At 45.4% G+C, this 16131-nt stretch carries 19 protein-coding genes and 1 pseudogene; 8 read left to right on the top strand and 12 right to left on the bottom strand.

From position 1 onward, the window contains the following. Positions 1–104: 104 nt before the first annotated feature. The 4 genes from RID09_RS30820 to RID09_RS30805 form a co-directional block, all read right to left on the bottom strand. Positions 105–338 (bottom strand): hypothetical protein, encoded by a 234-nt coding sequence (locus RID09_RS30820; RefSeq protein WP_446339715.1) that lies wholly within the window; start codon positions 336–338, stop codon positions 105–107. Positions 339–354: 16 nt separating this feature from the next. Then, a complete protein-coding gene (locus tag RID09_RS30815) occupies positions 355–732 on the bottom strand; it encodes a hypothetical protein (RefSeq protein ID WP_446339714.1) in 378 nt (125 codons plus the stop codon). 131 nt (positions 733–863) lie between these two features. Further along, positions 864–1049 carry a hypothetical protein gene (locus tag RID09_RS30810; protein ID WP_446339713.1) on the bottom strand — a complete coding sequence of 62 codons (186 nt, stop codon included), beginning with the start codon at positions 1047–1049 and terminating at the stop codon, positions 864–866. Positions 1050–1163: 114 nt separating this feature from the next. Then, positions 1164–1703 (bottom strand): DUF2721 domain-containing protein, encoded by a 540-nt coding sequence (locus RID09_RS30805; protein ID WP_446339712.1) that lies wholly within the window; start codon positions 1701–1703, stop codon positions 1164–1166. A gap of 174 nt (positions 1704–1877) precedes the next feature. Here RID09_RS30805 and RID09_RS30800 point away from each other — a divergent pair, with 174 nt between their 5' ends. Both RID09_RS30800 and RID09_RS30795 read left to right on the top strand, forming a co-directional pair. Further along, positions 1878–2045, top strand: a complete 168-nt coding sequence (locus RID09_RS30800; RefSeq protein WP_446339711.1) for a hypothetical protein — start codon at positions 1878–1880, stop codon at positions 2043–2045. Positions 2046–2281: 236 nt separating this feature from the next. Further along, positions 2282–3358 (top strand): hypothetical protein, encoded by a 1077-nt coding sequence (locus RID09_RS30795; protein WP_446339710.1) that lies wholly within the window; start codon positions 2282–2284, stop codon positions 3356–3358. A 235-nt stretch (positions 3359–3593) separates the two neighbouring features. Here RID09_RS30795 and RID09_RS30790 read toward each other — a convergent pair whose 3' ends face one another. Continuing rightward, positions 3594–4064, bottom strand: coding sequence for a hypothetical protein (locus RID09_RS30790; RefSeq protein ID WP_446339709.1), 471 nt, complete (start codon positions 4062–4064; stop codon positions 3594–3596). Between RID09_RS30790 and RID09_RS30785 the strand changes: the two genes are divergently transcribed. Next, a complete protein-coding gene (locus RID09_RS30785; RefSeq protein ID WP_446339708.1) occupies positions 4063–4200 on the top strand; it encodes a hypothetical protein in 138 nt (45 codons plus the stop codon). The genes RID09_RS30790 and RID09_RS30785 overlap by 2 nt on opposite strands. A gap of 17 nt (positions 4201–4217) precedes the next feature. Here the strand turns inward: RID09_RS30785 and RID09_RS30780 are convergent, their stop codons facing one another. The 3 genes and pseudogenes from RID09_RS30780 to RID09_RS30770 form a co-directional block, all read right to left on the bottom strand. Next, entirely contained in the window at positions 4218–4979 is a 762-nt protein-coding gene (locus RID09_RS30780; protein WP_446339707.1) for a hypothetical protein, read from the bottom strand. A gap of 311 nt (positions 4980–5290) precedes the next feature. Next, positions 5291–5656, bottom strand: a pseudogene (locus RID09_RS30775) (RNA-guided endonuclease TnpB family protein); the annotation flags it as partial. Positions 5657–5899: 243 nt separating this feature from the next. Beyond that, the gene (locus RID09_RS30770) at positions 5900–6718 is read right to left on the bottom strand and encodes a type 1 glutamine amidotransferase (protein WP_446339706.1); all 819 of its coding nucleotides are present in this window, start codon (positions 6716–6718) and stop codon (positions 5900–5902) included. 729 nt (positions 6719–7447) lie between these two features. On the opposite strand from RID09_RS30770, the gene RID09_RS30765 reads away from it, so the two are divergent. Next, positions 7448–7861: a hypothetical protein gene (locus RID09_RS30765; RefSeq protein WP_446339705.1), complete on the top strand. Its 414-nt coding sequence runs from the start codon at positions 7448–7450 to the stop codon at positions 7859–7861. Between the two features lie 186 nt (positions 7862–8047). Next, positions 8048–8482: a DUF29 domain-containing protein gene (locus tag RID09_RS30760; protein WP_446339704.1), complete on the top strand. Its 435-nt coding sequence runs from the start codon at positions 8048–8050 to the stop codon at positions 8480–8482. 50 nt (positions 8483–8532) lie between these two features. Here RID09_RS30760 and RID09_RS30755 read toward each other — a convergent pair whose 3' ends face one another. Both RID09_RS30755 and RID09_RS30750 read right to left on the bottom strand, forming a co-directional pair. Beyond that, on the bottom strand, positions 8533–9876 hold the full coding sequence (locus tag RID09_RS30755; protein ID WP_446339703.1) for a MurT ligase domain-containing protein: 1344 nt from the start codon (positions 9874–9876) through the stop codon (positions 8533–8535). An 80-nt stretch (positions 9877–9956) separates the two neighbouring features. After that, positions 9957–11240: an RNA-guided endonuclease InsQ/TnpB family protein gene (locus tag RID09_RS30750; RefSeq protein WP_446339702.1), complete on the bottom strand. Its 1284-nt coding sequence runs from the start codon at positions 11238–11240 to the stop codon at positions 9957–9959. Positions 11241–11294: 54 nt separating this feature from the next. Between RID09_RS30750 and tnpA the strand changes: the two genes are divergently transcribed. The 3 genes from tnpA (at position 11295) to RID09_RS30735 (ending at position 13305) form a co-directional block, all read left to right on the top strand. Continuing rightward, positions 11295–11702, top strand: a complete 408-nt coding sequence (tnpA, locus tag RID09_RS30745) for an IS200/IS605 family transposase (RefSeq protein ID WP_446339701.1) — start codon at positions 11295–11297, stop codon at positions 11700–11702. 243 nt (positions 11703–11945) lie between these two features. Further along, positions 11946–12554: a thylakoid membrane photosystem I accumulation factor gene (locus RID09_RS30740; RefSeq protein WP_446339700.1), complete on the top strand. Its 609-nt coding sequence runs from the start codon at positions 11946–11948 to the stop codon at positions 12552–12554. A 142-nt stretch (positions 12555–12696) separates the two neighbouring features. Beyond that, positions 12697–13305: a hypothetical protein gene (locus tag RID09_RS30735; protein WP_446339699.1), complete on the top strand. Its 609-nt coding sequence runs from the start codon at positions 12697–12699 to the stop codon at positions 13303–13305. Position 13306: 1 nt separating this feature from the next. Here RID09_RS30735 and hisA read toward each other — a convergent pair whose 3' ends face one another. Both hisA and RID09_RS30725 read right to left on the bottom strand, forming a co-directional pair. Beyond that, positions 13307–14080 carry a 1-(5-phosphoribosyl)-5-[(5-phosphoribosylamino)methylideneamino]imidazole-4-carboxamide isomerase gene (hisA, locus tag RID09_RS30730; protein WP_446339698.1) on the bottom strand — a complete coding sequence of 258 codons (774 nt, stop codon included), beginning with the start codon at positions 14078–14080 and terminating at the stop codon, positions 13307–13309. Positions 14081–14204: 124 nt separating this feature from the next. Then, positions 14205–15884, bottom strand: coding sequence for a transglutaminase domain-containing protein (locus tag RID09_RS30725; protein WP_446339697.1), 1680 nt, complete (start codon positions 15882–15884; stop codon positions 14205–14207). Positions 15885–16131: the final 247 nt, after the last annotated feature.

The raw sequence follows: 16131 nt of genomic DNA, 5'->3' as shown, positions 1-16131 counted from the left end.
TATCGAATGCGTCGGGTAAGAGTTAGCAATTTCAGGTTAATTTTGTTGAAGAATCTGGAATTTTTCTATTCTGCGCATGAAAACTTCTACTTTTCCCCTTCAAATTAGCTTCTCAAATTAGTTTGTGAGAAATGCGGGTGGTGTGAGGGAAACCCACAGATGCGGAATTCTTCAGCAATTTTATGTTCAATATCAATATCACCCTGGTTAAACACCTTGAGTTCAATCAATACCGGAATACAAGCGTGTTTAAATTGTCCTTTCTTTCCCTTCAACGCTTCCAATCCCATCCGCCGCAAGAAGGTAGACTTTCCCGCACCGGGACTTCCTAACACCATCAAATATTGCTTTTGATTAGCGACAGTAATTCCGGGTTGCTTGGGGCAATCTTGAGACTGAAAACTCCGCTGTTTTGCTTTCCGATAGACAGTTTCTAGGGGTTTCAACCGATTCAAAACTCTGAATCGCGGCGTCATCCAAAAATTGCACTGTTGTATAAACCGATTCCAAGGAAACAGGTTCTCGCATTCCTAAGACTTTCAGAATGCCATGACGTTCTGTATAATTCTGTGCATATTGCCGAGAAGCTTTAAAAATCGCTTGTTTGGCTTTTTCATCCAGAGTTTTGCCAAATAATCCCAGAACTTTACCGCCTTGTCCCCAGAGGGTTTGGAAAACGGGAACAGCGATTCCGCTAATCGCTTGAGCGATGAGAACTTCAGATCCAGTCATGGCGTTAGGAAGTCGATGGTAGGGGAATTATTAACTAGATTAATGACTATTCTAGACGAAACCTTGTAGGGGCACGACATGTCGTGCCCCTACAGATGGTGATGGTGGTTCAACCGTGAAAGCTAAAATCCCTACAGCTTTGGCTTAACAACTAGCGCGGCTATCAACGCAGGTGTACCACCAATTAACCCGATAATCAACCAACGGCGAAAATCAAACCCCTTGCGTCGAGCCAGGAGCGCCGCGATAATGCCGATGATGCAGTGAATCGTCAACAGGAGATAGGGATTGAGTTGTAGGGGGAAAGTAGACAGCAAAGCGAACTCCTCTGAATCGATTCGACAAATATCTATTCGCCATCAACCCTAGCAGATTTTGTCACCAACGCTTTCACCTGAAAAGGCAGAGGAAAAGACGCTTCTTTTCTCTTTTTAGATTTTACTCTGCTCTCCCTGCTTGGGTTCACTCAACCTGCCGAATAAATTGAACCCAACGGCTTGTTTATCTTGAACCTCCAGTAAAATTACCGAATAGGCGATTACTTCATCAATTGCTAAACAAATTACCCCCACTAACACTAAAAACATTCCAGTAATAAACAAAAAAATGGGTAATTGTGCCAGTAAGGTTATCCCCATAAAAAAATGGAGGGCAATGGCAAATGATGTCAACACAAAAAAAACAACCGCTAATGTGTCGCAAAGGGTTGAATTCCGAACATACCAGGCGCGGCGTAACAGATTATTCAGTTGATGTTCTAAACTTAAAAAGCGAATATCTTCTCCCGAATCGAACTGTCCTTGGTGCATTAACTCTTTCGCAATAATTCTTCTCTCGTTGTTCAATAACCGGATGCGATTTAATAAGGAAGACTGTCTCGCATTTAATCCTAAGAAGAACAAACCACTGGATGAAATCATCACGGCGGGTGCAAGGATGGCTTGAATGACTTGAGTGACAGTGAGAGACATTTGATCCATTATTTTCCTGGGTACTCACTAGCGAAATCTTGAGCAGTATAACGCAGGATTCCCCTGAAATGCGATTGTCAGAAGTAATAAGTTATCCTAGAAATTATTTTGTAGCTTATGTTACTGTTTTGCCTATTAGCTCCCCCTCCCGTTCCCCTTAAAAAGGGGTAAGCCATGGGAGAAGGATCTTTTATAGGCTTTAAGAATTTCCGCTTCTGCCTGTTTCAACGGTGTAATATCCCCAGGGACAAGTTTCCACGCCAGCCAGCGATAACTCCCCTCTTGGTGACGAATGCGATTGAGGATTTAATTCCTCTGGACGACGGCAAAGTATTTCTTTAAAAAAGGTTTACATAAATTCATATATTTGCGTTTATACTAAACATTAAGACTGTTACATTAACGCAAGCATAGACCTTCAGGGCAAAATTTTCTCACCCGTTCAGAAAGCAGGGATAGCCAGGTAAAAATGCCTACGGGTATGAATTTGCCAAAGGGATCTACCAGCCAACAATAGGCTCAACGGATGTCAATCATCCGATTTGTTGAATATCCTCACCACAGACTAGGAGTATTTCATGCTGGTAACAACCCCATTAGAAAAAAGTCTCACGGTTAAACGCCTGCTTAATATTTGGGCTTCCCGCTATGTCCCTGACTTATCCACGCTTTCATTAACCACCCACAAATGCACAACAACTGAGTTAATGGAAGCCGCCTCTCGCCAAGGGCGAGAGAAAACCGCGAGTAAACTCTCTCAACTGATAGAAATTCACTGCAAATGTGCAGGTATCCGAACGAGTATTCTCTTCTCCTACATTCCCAACGTTGTGAACTTAACCGAATCCCAGGGTATTGCCACATCCTCAGCACAGGTTTATCAGAAGGTTTTATCCGTCTATCAAAAACAGTCACCGAATTCCGGCTTAATCACTGCCTTATCTCAGGTGGAAGCCGTTGATATCTCGACCGATTTATATAAAGTCTCAGTCATGCCCAAATTAGAGCTACCCGAAATATCATCCCTCGTTACCATTCTCACCCCAGAATTAATGCAATTTCAGACGCAACATTTATCTGCTAGTAATCAGAAGGCTCTGGGATTTATGAGTACCCAGTTTCATCTGAGCTCAAAGGTTTTGCTGAATCGGTTAAGCCTACCCGAACAGTTATTGCTCTCTCCCTACTTCAAATTTATTGAAGAGCAAGTTTGTATTCCTTGGCAACGGGTATGCGCGGCGGCGGGTCAACATTCCCTTAATTCTCCTATATTAGCCTTAGTCGAGCAACTCATACCCAAAAGTCAGGAAATTGCCGCACGAGTTTATCGCAAAGCATTGGAACTCTATCCCAATTATCGCAGCCGTCGCGGGAAACTGGATGCTCCAGAAATAAAAGCCTCAAGTATCCGCGATGTCGAGATGTTTCAAGCCTACCTTTGGGTTTGTGTTTTGGAACAGAATATGGCAGCGATGGAAAAGGAACTTTATCCCTTATGTGAAATGGTTTATCCCAGTGTGAACGTTAGTTGGGAATTAGTGGAAAAAATGGTTAAACTGCTTGTAGAAAAGATTATCATCCGCCTAGACACTCAGCAAAAATCAATCGTTCAGCCTTATACCACCGCAATGCAGAAATTGTTCGCCTGTCGATAAGCTGTTCTTAAAGGGAACGGGGAATGGGGAACTCTTGAAGCAGGGGAAGCAGGGGGAGCTGGGGAAGCAGGGGAAGCAGGGGGAGCTGGGGGAGCTGGGGGAGCTGGGGAAACGACGGTTAACTTAGATAATGCCTTCAAGCCAGTACAATTTGATAACGCGGTGTGTCACAGATTGCGAATGTTCCAGACGTAGCCTGCTAGGTGTCCGTTGAGTGTTCTCTGTTCCCTCTGATTTAATCTTTCGACTTGGCAAAGACGCCTAAACCAAAATCACAACTTCTGTTCCTAGACGAGCATTTACTCATTTTTACATTAATCTCATACCTATCCTCTGCGGGGGGAACAAAAGGGACAACAGCGACGGCATAATCGGTCATATCAGATGCGACCACATTGCCTTGCATATCTTCTACAATCAAATCGATATCCTCGCAACTCTTATCGCAAACGGCAACGAAACTGTACTCTCGATTGGGCGATAGAAAGACTGTCTTTGGTGCTTGCGCTCCTCTAGAGAGTCTAGCTACCGTTCGCGGAAATACCAATCGATAGCCCTCCTTGTCTTGGGCTTCAATAACCGCTCGAATCTGAGCTTCGACTTCTTGCTCCGATTCGTTCAGGGGTCTAGCTGTTGCGGCAATCTGAAGTGTGGTCACTGAAAACAGCGCTAGGGTAGACACAATTAGGCGTTGAACAATCTTCATGGCAATAATTTTATGGTATGAAGCCCAAATGGATTATTGTACACTGTCGGTTCGCGATCGCCTATTCTTCGGTTGGGTTGAGAGCTGCTCATTAAATAAACTCGCGTCTTTATCCTTACTCCTATTTCTCAAATGACGAATGACAAATGATGACTAAGAATCTTCCTCCACAGGCAAAAACTCCTTCGTCTCCGGTGAATATTCCCAAGCGACTCCTTCTGGATCTTTACTTTGACTCCATTGGGCAAAATCTGGGTCAGATTTGCGCTTGCCGATAGTACTCGAATGCACATCGAGTCGCTTGGCTAATTCTGCCTGAATCAAAGCCTGAGTCTCTGTATCCTGATCATTGGCTTGAGGTGATGGCTTCTGTTGAGGAGATTCGGGTTTTTCCTGGATGTCTTCTGCCTCAGTCTCAGACTCCGAAGGACTCGACTCCTCATCCATCTCATCCTCCATCAGCCATTGAACCAGCTTTGGGGCTTGATTGGTCAAGGATTCATACTCTTGTTCCGGTAGCGGTTCACTACTTTCAAAGATACTTCCCAGTGCATTGGCAGTCAGAAAGTAATAAACGATGCCTTTATCCTCGTAGTCTCGACGCTTCGCCCCAAATTCTTCTGCCTTTCTATCCAAGTATCGCTGTGCGGCTGCTCCAGAGATATTCGCTTTCATTGACAAGTCTAGGGGCGTCAAGCAACCCTGATTGTCTTTGATTAACTGATTGAAGAAGGGATTGACTTGTTTACTCCATTGCAGCCACCGATACTGCTGCCAAATTTTCAACAGAATAATCACGATCAAAAGCGCAAGCAGATAGGGCCACGTCTTAAACAACAGGACAAATACAAACGCGATTGGGAGTAGGAGAATCAGAATCCCTGTAGTACTGCTATCAATTACTTTTCCTGTCATATCCCTGCTTGCAATTTTCTCTTAAGCTTGACTTCTCCCTGGCATAAATGACCAGGGATTCTAAAAGGATACTTCGGGACGGGTTAAAACGCCATCCCTTCGTTTTATCTTTTTAGAGTTCCAGATAAATAATCTAGATGGCGCAGTCAATGACGCCCTACAGACCTTGGCTAAGTTTAACCTTAGCTGTGTCTCTACTTTCCTTAAAATGTTCGCTGCCCCGTTTCCATCGGCGTTAATGATATGTCCGGCGGCAGTCCGAAACATCCCACTTTTCACTCGCTTTCCGCTTGATTTCCACCCTTTCGGCTTAATGCCTGTTTGGGATAGCTAACTACTGTTAATCCCCCTTTCTTACGGTACTTTGGCAATTCTGAATAGACCTGAATCTTGCCATCTTTAAACGCCTTAGTTAATTCCCTAAATGATTTAAAAGACTCACTGACCGACCGCAACACCTGCTGGGCAGCTTGAGAGTGCAACGCCTGGAAATGTTTATGATTTTTATATTCTTTTTCCAGGTCATATTTACCAATTAAGTGCCGCCGCTTAAACCACAATTGCCGCGCATAATATATGCCGCAGTTGGTTAGCTTGTTCGCTTCAGAACAGATAAAGTCTAAGATAGCGGCTAATTCCTCATCCGGCTTTAATAATACTTGTTGGCATCCATACAATTGGCATCACCTCCTAACATATATTGTACTCTATATTACATCCCGCAACCGTTATAATGGTCGAATAAATAAGGGCTTAGTTACATACGCTCGGCTTCAGCCCTCGGATGAATCGCGATGGCTTTCACCTTCGCTATTTTGTAAGCGAATTGAATTACGATAACGATGGCATTCCCTTGACTGACAGCCCAGCCTTAGCTGGCTCTAGCCTAACTTAAGCCGTTGATTGGCATAGTGCCTATTTCAACAGTTTACGGGTTCTTGAGCCAGGTTGGTCAGCGAGAGGCGTTTTAACATCGCTGCCCGTGCTTGCTTAGCTAACGTATCATCTAGGGGCGTCAATGTGATAGGGGTTTGGTACTTTTGTTTTAATCCAGTTTGGATCAGCCAATCGGCGATAAAGGGATTTTTGGGCAACAGCGGACCATGGGAATAGGTTGCGATCGCGTTTCGATAAAATGCTCCTTCCATGCCATCCTCGCCGTTATTCCCGTAGCCTTTCACCACCTTACCCAGGGGGGAGACGTTCCCCAAATAGGTACGCCCGCCATGATTTTCAAAGCCAATCACAATCGGCTTGCGTCCCAGCATCTGTTCTAAGTCTTGGGCAAGGGGAGAGGCGGTTAACTCAAAGACGACATTGCCAATACACCGACGCGCATCAAGTCCGGGATGCTTACTGACAAAATCCAATAACCCTAATCCTTCAATCCGTTGACCCAAGGCGGGTTCGTAATAGTGACCCAACAGTTGCGGGGAACCGCAGGTAAACACTCCAGGGGTTCCGGTTTCCAGTTTCTCCCGCAAGGCATCCGCCTTTGCCCCCCGCAAGTCCCGCATGACAATTTCCTGCTGTCGGTCTTGGGCGCCACCCCCCATAAACACATCGACCTGGTGGAATTGGTCAGCCCGGGTTTGCTGGTCGAGGGGTAGGACATTGACCCGAATCCCCCGCCATTGAGCGCGTTGTTGGAGGCAGATCACATTGCCGCGATCGCCGTAGGTACTCATCAGGGTCGGGTATAGCCAACCAATGGTTAGTTCTAGGTGTTCGGGATTCATTGTTTTTGGTTCATGTCTATCTAAGTTTTACAGCCTGACTGGAGCGGAAACGGAAAGAAGTTATAAGTCAATTGTAGGGGCGGGTTTAGGGACAATTGTAGGGGCGGGTTTAGGGAATCAATTCAGCTAGTCACCACTAACGGAACAACAAAACCCGCCCTCCCCACCGATAACTTATTCATAAGTCATGAAACAGAACATGAAATCATACACCACTTTTACTGCTTTTTGTCAAAAAAAGATTTTGATTTTTACAAAAATACATGGGTCGAACCCCAACGGGTCTGAGCGCGAGGAGTACAGCTTTTTGACGCAAAATCAACAGTTTCAGCTTACGATCAGGCGACTTTACCTAAAAAGGCATATAAAAAACGCCCATTATTAGTATAGACAAATGGCTGAATCGACGCAATTTCGTTGCTTATTGCAAATAATTCTCACATTTTTTTGGACTGTTAAGCTCTGTTAAGCAACAAATATTAAATCAAATCTCACGCTCGTTAAAAGTTTTAGTTATACTTTTCCCTAAACCCTGCTGTTTTTCCTTTACTGTGCTACTTTAAGTAGCAATTTACATAAATAGCGAGTTTAAGAAAAATATGCTTCTAGTTAAACGCCTATATAGAAAAATTTTCCGCAAGGGGCAAAATCCGCGTGACGTATTACTTAGGAAAATGCCTGGAGGTCAATTCATTTTACAAAAACTTTAAGGCTATAAGCTAGAAACTGATGAATCGCATCAGACAACTCTCACTCTATCTAACCGCAGGGGCAATTGGCGCATTGGTCAACAGTTTAGCCGTCTGGATAGCTGGAAGCATAGGATTAACCACTGTCCTTGGGGCTCAAATCGCACCAACCCTTACACCCAATTGGTTATATCCGCGTTTAACTTGGGGGGCTATTTGGGGATTACTATTTTTTGTGCCGCTTAAAATTACAGGTAACGCCAGAAAACGAATCATTTGGCAGGGTTTAATTGTCTCCCTGGGTCCAACGCTGGCACAATTATTATACTTTTTCCCCACAGGGAGCAAAGGATTTCTCGGTCTTCAGCTTGGGATAACAACACCATTATTCGTTATTGTGTTTAACGCGATTTGGGGAATTGTAGCCGCCGCTTGGATTGTCGCAGCGCGATGATACTCCGTGCGATCGCGTCATTCTACTCACCCTTTTGCTCGTCCAAGTCCTGTTCGGTCAGTGAGAGTCGTTTATGATAATAGAATTACCTGCATTCTAGATCCAACGACAACAGCTTAACCTGGACATTGTGTGCTGTCCCATGACAGGCTTCCCATGCTCGCAGAGGTAAAAATGATGGTGAACATGAACTTAACATCACTTTATGACGTTGAATATGACCAATGGTTAGCGCGAACCATTAGTTTGTTAAAAGAAAACCGATTCAATGAGTTGGACAAGGAACATTTAATTGAGGAGTTGGAAGACTTGAGTCGGCGAGAGAAAAAAACAGTTGAAAGGTTTCTAGAACAGATTATCCGGCATTTGCTACTTTGGCAATATTGGACGGCAGAACATGATTATAATGCCAATCACTGGCAAGCAGAAATTATGAGCTTTAGAACCCAAATCAATGAAGATTTAACCCAAAACTTACGAAATCACCTCCAAGAAAACCAAGTCAAAATTTATGAAAAAGCATTAAACTACGTGAAACAAAAGACCGGATATGAGGTGGATTTTCCCGAAAACTGCCCTTATACCCTCGACCAATTATTAGAGATGAACTGGCTACCATAAAAAAGCTAAAATCACTGTTTTGGTCAGATGCGTTCATCACCAAGGACAACTCACAAAATCTGCCGTCCGGTCAACAATCCTCGCACTTCTAACATGGCAGAATAAGTGGGTAAAATATGCAACGTTTCTTTTTCTGGTGTATGTGCCAATGCCGTCTGAATCGCCTCTTGTAAGTCCTCTTTAATAATTAACTCACAGGGAGGTTCTGCCTCAGATTGAGAATACTTCAGGCGCAATGCCATATCATAAACGCGATCGCCACTCACCACAATCGTTCCGCCTAACGCCACTAGCTTCTCGGTATCCACGTCCCAAATCCAAGACACATCGGTTCCATCTGGGGTACGGTCATTCAATACGACTAACTTTGTCGATGCGCCCCCCTGTTTTTGGATGTCATGCACCGCCCGGATGGTTTCATTCATCCCTACCGGATTTTTCGACAACAAAATTCGCACATTCTTCCCTTGAACCTCTAATTCCTCGGCTCGTCCAAATGCTGCCTTGAAGGTTTTAACCGTATCATAAATATCCGCCCGTTCAATACCCAATTCCTCTGCCACTAATCCAGCAGCCAGGGTATTATATTTGTTATAAATGCCAATTAAGATTTGGGGCCAATCCTGACTATTTACGGCTAAGGAACTTTTCTTAAAGCCGCAACTCGCGCAATGGTAGTCCCCTAAATGAGACAAGTAAACCCCCTTGTAATCCAGAGGATAACCGCAACTAGGACAGTAAATCGAGTCTACGGCATGGGGAATTTCTTCCAGATAGCGATCAGGTTCATTTAAACCGAAAAATCGCACCGTTTGCGATAACTGCTGACCGAGATAACATAGAGTCGGATCATCAGCATTCAAAATCACCCGTGTTTGGGCAGGAAGCGGTGCGATCGCGTCCATCCAGCGCTGACTAATCGTATCTACTTCCCCATAGCGATCGAGCTGATCACGAAATAGATTTAAGCCCACAATCACCTGGGGCTGGCAATCCTGCAAGAGCAAGGGTAATATATTTTCATCCACTTCCAAAATGGCATAATCGGCATCGAGCAAACCAAAAACATTGGTATGCTCCATCAACGCCGTCACCAACCCATTAATCAAATTCGCACCCGTGACATTATGCGCCACTCGCCACCCCTGACGCTCCAACAGAGTCCGCAACAATAAAGCTGTCGTGGTTTTCCCATTCGTCCCCACAATCAGAATCACCCCACGCCTCACCTGTGCCAAGAGCAACGGTAAAGCATGAGGTTGAATTCTGCGGGCAATTGACCCTGGTAATACACTAGCTGCCCCTAAACGGAATCCTCGCACCAACGAGGTAACGGTTTTAGCCGCGCCTACCGATAAACCCAGGCGCACTTGATCTAGCACTGATCGACTCACATCCACACTCCTCCCAGACGGGGCAGCTTTTCGGTTCGCTCTTGCTTATACTAGGCTATCTAGTGACATACTCCCGACACTTATCCTTCGGATAAAGTGCGGGCTTCTCCATCCCGTTTCCGAGACTTCGCGTTTTTGAGTGAGGCGATGCCCAACCCCACTTTCTTGATTAAAATACCCGAACACAGATCTCGTGGCATGGAAGCACCGCAATGAGGACATTCATGCCACCTATCCGATAGAGTTTTAGAGACTCGGTTCAAACAAATCGCACAATGCTCAGATGTACCCGCAGGATTCACTTTAATGACCTGCTTACCAGCTTTTTCAGCTTTGTAAGGCAAGATTTCATTGAGGAATCCAGCTATTCCCGCATCGGCAAAACTTTTGTTCAGACCTGACTTTTGAGATTGTCCATTAGGTAGAAAATTCCCTTCTTCATCCTGTTTGGGTTTGTTACGACGAGCCATATTGGAGACTTTGAGATCTTCGACGAAGATAACATCGGCTTTGTCTAGCAATTTTCCAGCTAGTTCGTAATGCCATTGTTTGCGTTGAAGAGCAATGCGTTGATGCAATCTGGCAATACGTTGATTAAGTTTCCGTCTAGCCTTAGACCCTTTTGGTCTTAACTCCCTTTTGGCTTGGAGTGTGGTAAGTTTATCTTCAGCCTGCCGATAAAACTTTGGAGGTTCAACCAGAGTCCCATCAGAACAAGCAGCAAAATACTCCAACCCAGCATCCACACCGATGCTGTTGTCTTCTGTTGGTTGGATAACTATGGTGGGAGCATTGGAAACAGACTCGTCCTCTAAAGTCAAGGTAACATGCCAGCCATCTGCTTTTTTGGTGATTAACGCTCGTTTCACCACAAAGCCATCTGGCGTAGGTCGATGTTGGATGAACTTAATAGCCCCCAGCTTAGGGAAAACAATTCGGTTTCCCTGTATGCAGTTAGCCTTGATTGACGGGAAAGCCATTGTCCGATAGCGATTCTTCCCCTTAAATCGAGGCTTTCCACTACGCTTCCCATTGCTATCGCCCTTGAGAAATCGCTGAAAGGCTAAGTTAACCCGCTTAACAACATCCTGGAGTACATGGGCATGGATATCTTGATACCAGGGACGTTCCTGCTTCAACTGAACCAACGAACGTTTCTGCCCATAGTATTCTGGCTGCTCTTTTGGTTGAGCAATACTACAAACCAAAGGACAGGCATTAACGGAGTTACGATTGTTCTCCCACCAATCAAACCTCTGTGCCAGTAACCAATTGTACTGATAGCGCAGCATATCGAGCCAACGAGTCAGACGAGAGCGTTGTTCGTAATTTGGCTTGAGGCGGTACTGGTAGGAGATAATCATTGTCTTTCTTGGTCTGTTAGAATCAGCGTAGCCTATATTAGGTACGTTGACTAGATGAAGAATGATTTTGTTTCAAGCGGAAGATCGATTTCCGACTTAAAGGCACATTTGGTTTTGACGACAAAATACCGTCGCAAAATCTTTACCAGACAAATGATTGAGCGAATCCAGAAATTAATGTGGGAGTTGTGTTGCAAATGGGAGTGCAAAATAATTGAGGTCAATGGAGAGGAAGACCACATTCATTTGCTGTTTCAATATTATCCACAGCTAGAGTTGCCTAAATTCGTTGGGAATATCAAGTCTGTAACCAGCCGTCGCTTAAGGTCAGAATTCCCAGATTTAGCTAAAGTTTTCAAGAAATCAGTTTTATGGAATGAGTCTTACTTCATTGCTAGTTGCGGAGGGGTCACTGTCTCCCAATTAAAATCTTATGTCGAAAAACAGAACACCCCAGATTGACAATTGCGCTCCGCTTCATTGTCGGGCTATCCTTCCCGACGCTCACTCTGACAGGTAGAGCGCGGGGCTGTCGCCCAAAGCTCACCTATTTATGGCTAGTCAGTATATTATTCTACCTATTTGACTTTATTGCGCTGGCATGATAATAACGCAGTTTAGTTCACGCGATCGCTTGAACTCCCCAGGCAATCAGCGATAATCAGAAACAGGGGATTTCATCTGAACTAACTTTGTAACTGTAATATGACCTTTGACTCATTACCCGTTCTCAGTCAACATCTAACCAATCGCTATTCTTACAAACGTCTCATTGCCCAATGTCTGGTCACTCTGATTGCTGTCCTCGGCTGTTTGCTGTTATCAACACCATCAGCCCTAGCCGAACTCAATGATGACCACTTTGACGGCAATATCTTTGCCCTCTATGCCGGGAATGGTTCCCTCGTCCCACCCCGCGTCACTCTGGCAGACTCTATGAAAGCCCATAAACCTGCCTTGCTGGTGTTCTACATTGATGACAGCAAAGATTGTAAGCAATTTTCTACAGTGGTGTCCCAGTTACAAGCGCCTTATGGACGGGCGGCGAGTTTTATCCCGGTTAGCGTGGATACTCTGTACGACAAACCCAGTGATGACCCAATGCAACCGGGCTACTATTATGAAGGGTTAGTTCCCCAAACCGTTCTCATTGATCAAGAGGGTGAGGTGAGATTGAATGAAATGGGACAACTCAGCTACGAAAAAGTTGATGATGTCTTTCGGGAGGTTTTTGACTTACTTCCCCGTTCTGAATCCCCAGAATTAAAACGGCGACCGATTAACGAGATTAATACGGAATTAAGCCAAAATTAATGCTCTGTGAGAGTTTGGGGAAAAGTATCCAAAATATGCAATTATAAAGTAATTCAAGTTTTGGCAGAGTACCTATCTCAATTTTCCCCTGCACCGGGAGCATCCCTGCTGTCCCAAGCTACTCCGCTCAATCGCACATCTGATGTCACGGGTTTACAGCACCAAGGAACTGATCCAAATCTTGGCAGAGGAACGTCGCGCCTGTATGAATGGTCAGCGCCTGAATCTAGCCGCTTCAGCATCGGGAAATCCTGTGATTGACCTATTTCTCAAATCTGATGGCATTCAAAAATTTAGTGCCTATCGAGATTTTAAAGCGGCGGTTCACCACTACCAGCAACAACATCAGGTTTCGGGTATTGTTTGGCGACAGTTAACCCTCAAAGGAAAAACACTGCGATATCCGGCTGTTGATGATCAGTTAGTGGCATTAACTCATGACGTAGAGATTATCAAAGCTGCCAAAGTTTCAATCTTGGAGTTTTGGCAACAGGTTACTCAGGGTATGGACTTGTACCTCAGTATCCGTCTCGGCAAAGACTATCGTCAAATTCAGCCTGAGGATGTGGACGCGATCGCATCAATGACGGAATGGGTTAACCTTTTACATTATCGGAATTCCCAGATTCTGGAAATCATCCTCCAGCTTGGCTGGGGCAAGCCAGAAGAAGCCTCTTACCGCCGGGGATGGCCCGCCTCTGGTAGCGAATATGTTCATGCTGTTCCCCTAGGTCAGCGTCCCATCTGTTAATTTATGCGAATGAAGACGATCCCAAATCTGGAGGAATATCCTGAAGGCGTCCTTGTCCCACGGCTTGAATGGCTTCTTTGAGGGAAACATCGCCAGTATACAAGGCGCGACCCACGATCGCACCGATCACGCCTAAGGGTTCCAAAGCCAGTAAACTCAATAAATCCGTAATTGAACTCACACCCCCAGAAGCAATAACTGGAATCGAGACATGACTAGCTAATTCTCGCAGGGCGTCGCGGTTGGGTCCTGTGAGTGTACCATCCCGCTGAATGTCTGTATAAATAATTGCCGATACACCCAAATCAGCCATTTGCTGTGCCAGTTGAGTCGCAGTAACTTCTGATGTTTCTAGCCATCCCCGCGTTGCTACCTGTCCATTTCGCGCATCGATACCAACAATAATGCGATCGGGAAATTCAGAACACAGGTGTTGGACTAAGGGATGATCTTCAACCGCCGCCGTTCCCAAAATCGCGTACTGAACGCCGAGAGAAAGCAGTTGGCTGACACCTTCCTTATCGCGCAATCCTCCCCCGACTTCTACGGGAACTGATACCGCTTGGACAATGGCTTCTATCGTCTTGGTATTAACAGGATGACCCGCTTTCGCCCCATCTAAATCAACCAGATGTAACCGACTTGCCCCTTGGTCAACCCATTGTTTAGCCACCTCCACCGGGTTTTCACTATAAACTTGCGATCGCCCATAGTCGCCTTGGTATAACCGTACACAACGACCTTCGAGTAAATCAATAGCTGGAATAACTTCCATATTCGCCCTTTGTCATATCCATAATTTATAGCTGCCCACTCAAAACTTGGTTGGGGCGGGCGCGAGTCACATCTGGATGAACCCAAAACGATAATAGTGAAACCCGCCCCTACATCCCTGAAAACTATCCCCCCAGAGGCGGTAATTCATCAAGAATTTTGAATCGGACATGATTAATCGCCAGATCCCCAATAGAAACCTCTTCCTTATTAACCGGAACGCCTTTACTGGTCAGGGTTTCAAACGTAATTTCTTTGCCAATTTCTACATGATACCAAGCCAGTCCCATAAAAAACCGAGTGGGGTAAGGTCCACCTTCGCGGGTGTCGTCTGGATTAGATTCCATGGGAACCCAACCAAATCCTGGTAGGTAAAATTCCATCCAAACATGATTAAAATCAGGTTGTAAGGGAATGTCTCGTTGATCAGCATGGGCGGGACATTTGTAACGACCAACGGTACGACAGGCAATCCCGTTGAGACGGGATAGGGCTAACAAGACACCGAGATACTCCCCGCACGAACCAATCCCTCGCGCTAAAACGACATCTGGGGTATCGATATGGGGTTTGATTCCGTAAGCGAGTTGGTCATAGACATAATTGCGAATACTATACATTTGTCGCAATAAATTCGTTTCCCGACCTACAGCTTCACGGGCGGCGCGGCGGATGATTTCGCTATCCATGGCTAATTCGTCATCATCCACCAAGTAGCGGGATTTGTATTCGAGTGGCAACTCTGGTAGATCTTCTAAATCTCTGGGAGTCATGCGATATTTGATACTCCAGACTTCTAGAAGCGCCTTCCAGCCAAATAAATGCCGTTCTCCGGGGGCGAGGGTATCGAATTTAAACACCGCCACACGTTGATTGTCTTGGATTTCTTCGGTGAAGGGAATCCCAATGGGTTCAATGGCGCGGATTTTTTGGCGTAAGGTTTCTGAGGGTAAGGCGATGCGCCATTCTACGTCCTGTAGGGCTACGTCTTCTAGAGGGGATAGTTCCTCAACGTAAGACATTTCAATTAAATAGCCGTTGGAGAGGGCATAGCGTTCCTCGGCATTGTAGTGAAAGTAGAGGGGATGAATAAAAGTGCGATCGCGATATTGTAATTCGTGGTTGGGTTGAGCGTTGGGGTTATCACGGATGTAGGGTTCTTCGCTCGCATAGGCGATATAAAGAATCTCCTGATTGGTTTGGGGATCTCGGTAGAACGTTAAGCCTGTGGGATTCTCAAAGGGAGTCAGAACGCTGAAGATAATGTTTCCGGTGGCGCGATCAAGACAGTAAACCGTCTGTTCTTCCTGATCCGAAACCCAAAGTTCTTCATCCCGTACCGTAATGTTCTCCATGCCAATTCCTGGGGCATATAAGCGGGTAATCTCCTGCCCAGTATCCCGACTGTAAATCAGAATATATCCCATTTTTTGACAGGTGATATAGACTGTCGAGCCCTTAAGTGCGACACCATTGGCGGTGTAGGGCAATGTCAGGAAATGCTGAAGCTGCAGATCGCCGCCGAGTTGGCAATAGTACACTTTCTCTTTCGACGTCAACCACAGCGTATCCCCCACGATGGCTAAACCCGTCGCATCGGCAAAATCTAGCTCCGGCGATGAATTCAAAATTTTGGTATTGTCAGTTTGGGGGTCAATTTGCAACAGATAGCCACTTGTGGCATCGATTGCCATCAATTTTTCTCCCCAAAAAGCAATACCCTGTAGGGCAGCTGCCCCAATGGGTCGAATGGTGCCAAAAGATTTCAATTTAGGTGACACAGAGGAATCAGGATTAGGAATCATGCTCAGTCTATATCAAGATTTAGATTTAAGTCTCGAAATCTCTACTCAGGTTTTGTTAATACCCCACTCCTGAAGGCGGATGCTCCGGGCGTGCATCTGCAATATTGTGACAACTCCCATCACTGACTCGGAGTACCGAGTACAGTGTGGGCTTCCAAGACAATCCGGCTACTGCTTAGGAGGCTCTTGGCTTTAAGAACGGGTTGCCCCACCGCTCTATTTTTGATGTTGATAGCTGCGTTGTGGT

Origin of the sequence: Coleofasciculus sp. G1-WW12-02, from assembly GCF_040219735.1 — a bacterium.
In the GTDB taxonomy this organism is placed as follows: domain Bacteria; phylum Cyanobacteriota; class Cyanobacteriia; order Cyanobacteriales; family Coleofasciculaceae; genus Coleofasciculus.
Note: the sequence above shows the minus strand (reverse complement) of the source record. Positions and strands in the feature narration are given on the sequence as shown.

What these genes read in the sequence shown, in the direction of transcription:
- hisA (WP_446339698.1), bottom strand. Translation starts at nt 14,080, where the DNA reads ATGGAAGTTATTCCAGCTATTGATTTACTCGAAGGTCGTTGTGTACGG.
- RID09_RS30785 (WP_446339708.1), top strand. Translation starts at nt 4,063, where the DNA reads ATGGCAATAATTTTATGGTATGAAGCCCAAATGGATTATTGTACACTG.
- RID09_RS30795 (WP_446339710.1), top strand. Translation starts at nt 2,282, where the DNA reads ATGCTGGTAACAACCCCATTAGAAAAAAGTCTCACGGTTAAACGCCTG.
- RID09_RS30740 (WP_446339700.1), top strand. Translation starts at nt 11,946, where the DNA reads ATGACCTTTGACTCATTACCCGTTCTCAGTCAACATCTAACCAATCGC.
- RID09_RS30780 (WP_446339707.1), bottom strand. Translation starts at nt 4,979, where the DNA reads ATGACAGGAAAAGTAATTGATAGCAGTACTACAGGGATTCTGATTCTC.
- RID09_RS30735 (WP_446339699.1), top strand. Translation starts at nt 12,697, where the DNA reads ATGTCACGGGTTTACAGCACCAAGGAACTGATCCAAATCTTGGCAGAG.
- RID09_RS30815 (WP_446339714.1), bottom strand. Translation starts at nt 732, where the DNA reads ATGACTGGATCTGAAGTTCTCATCGCTCAAGCGATTAGCGGAATCGCT.
- RID09_RS30725 (WP_446339697.1), bottom strand. Translation starts at nt 15,884, where the DNA reads ATGATTCCTAATCCTGATTCCTCTGTGTCACCTAAATTGAAATCTTTT.
- RID09_RS30770 (WP_446339706.1), bottom strand. Translation starts at nt 6,718, where the DNA reads ATGAATCCCGAACACCTAGAACTAACCATTGGTTGGCTATACCCGACC.
- RID09_RS30765 (WP_446339705.1), top strand. Translation starts at nt 7,448, where the DNA reads ATGAATCGCATCAGACAACTCTCACTCTATCTAACCGCAGGGGCAATT.
- RID09_RS30750 (WP_446339702.1), bottom strand. Translation starts at nt 11,240, where the DNA reads ATGATTATCTCCTACCAGTACCGCCTCAAGCCAAATTACGAACAACGC.
- RID09_RS30760 (WP_446339704.1), top strand. Translation starts at nt 8,048, where the DNA reads ATGAACTTAACATCACTTTATGACGTTGAATATGACCAATGGTTAGCG.
- RID09_RS30790 (WP_446339709.1), bottom strand. Translation starts at nt 4,064, where the DNA reads ATGAAGATTGTTCAACGCCTAATTGTGTCTACCCTAGCGCTGTTTTCA.
- RID09_RS30820 (WP_446339715.1), bottom strand. Translation starts at nt 338, where the DNA reads ATGGTGTTAGGAAGTCCCGGTGCGGGAAAGTCTACCTTCTTGCGGCGG.
- RID09_RS30800 (WP_446339711.1), top strand. Translation starts at nt 1,878, where the DNA reads ATGGGAGAAGGATCTTTTATAGGCTTTAAGAATTTCCGCTTCTGCCTG.
- tnpA (WP_446339701.1), top strand. Translation starts at nt 11,295, where the DNA reads ATGAAGAATGATTTTGTTTCAAGCGGAAGATCGATTTCCGACTTAAAG.
- RID09_RS30805 (WP_446339712.1), bottom strand. Translation starts at nt 1,703, where the DNA reads ATGTCTCTCACTGTCACTCAAGTCATTCAAGCCATCCTTGCACCCGCC.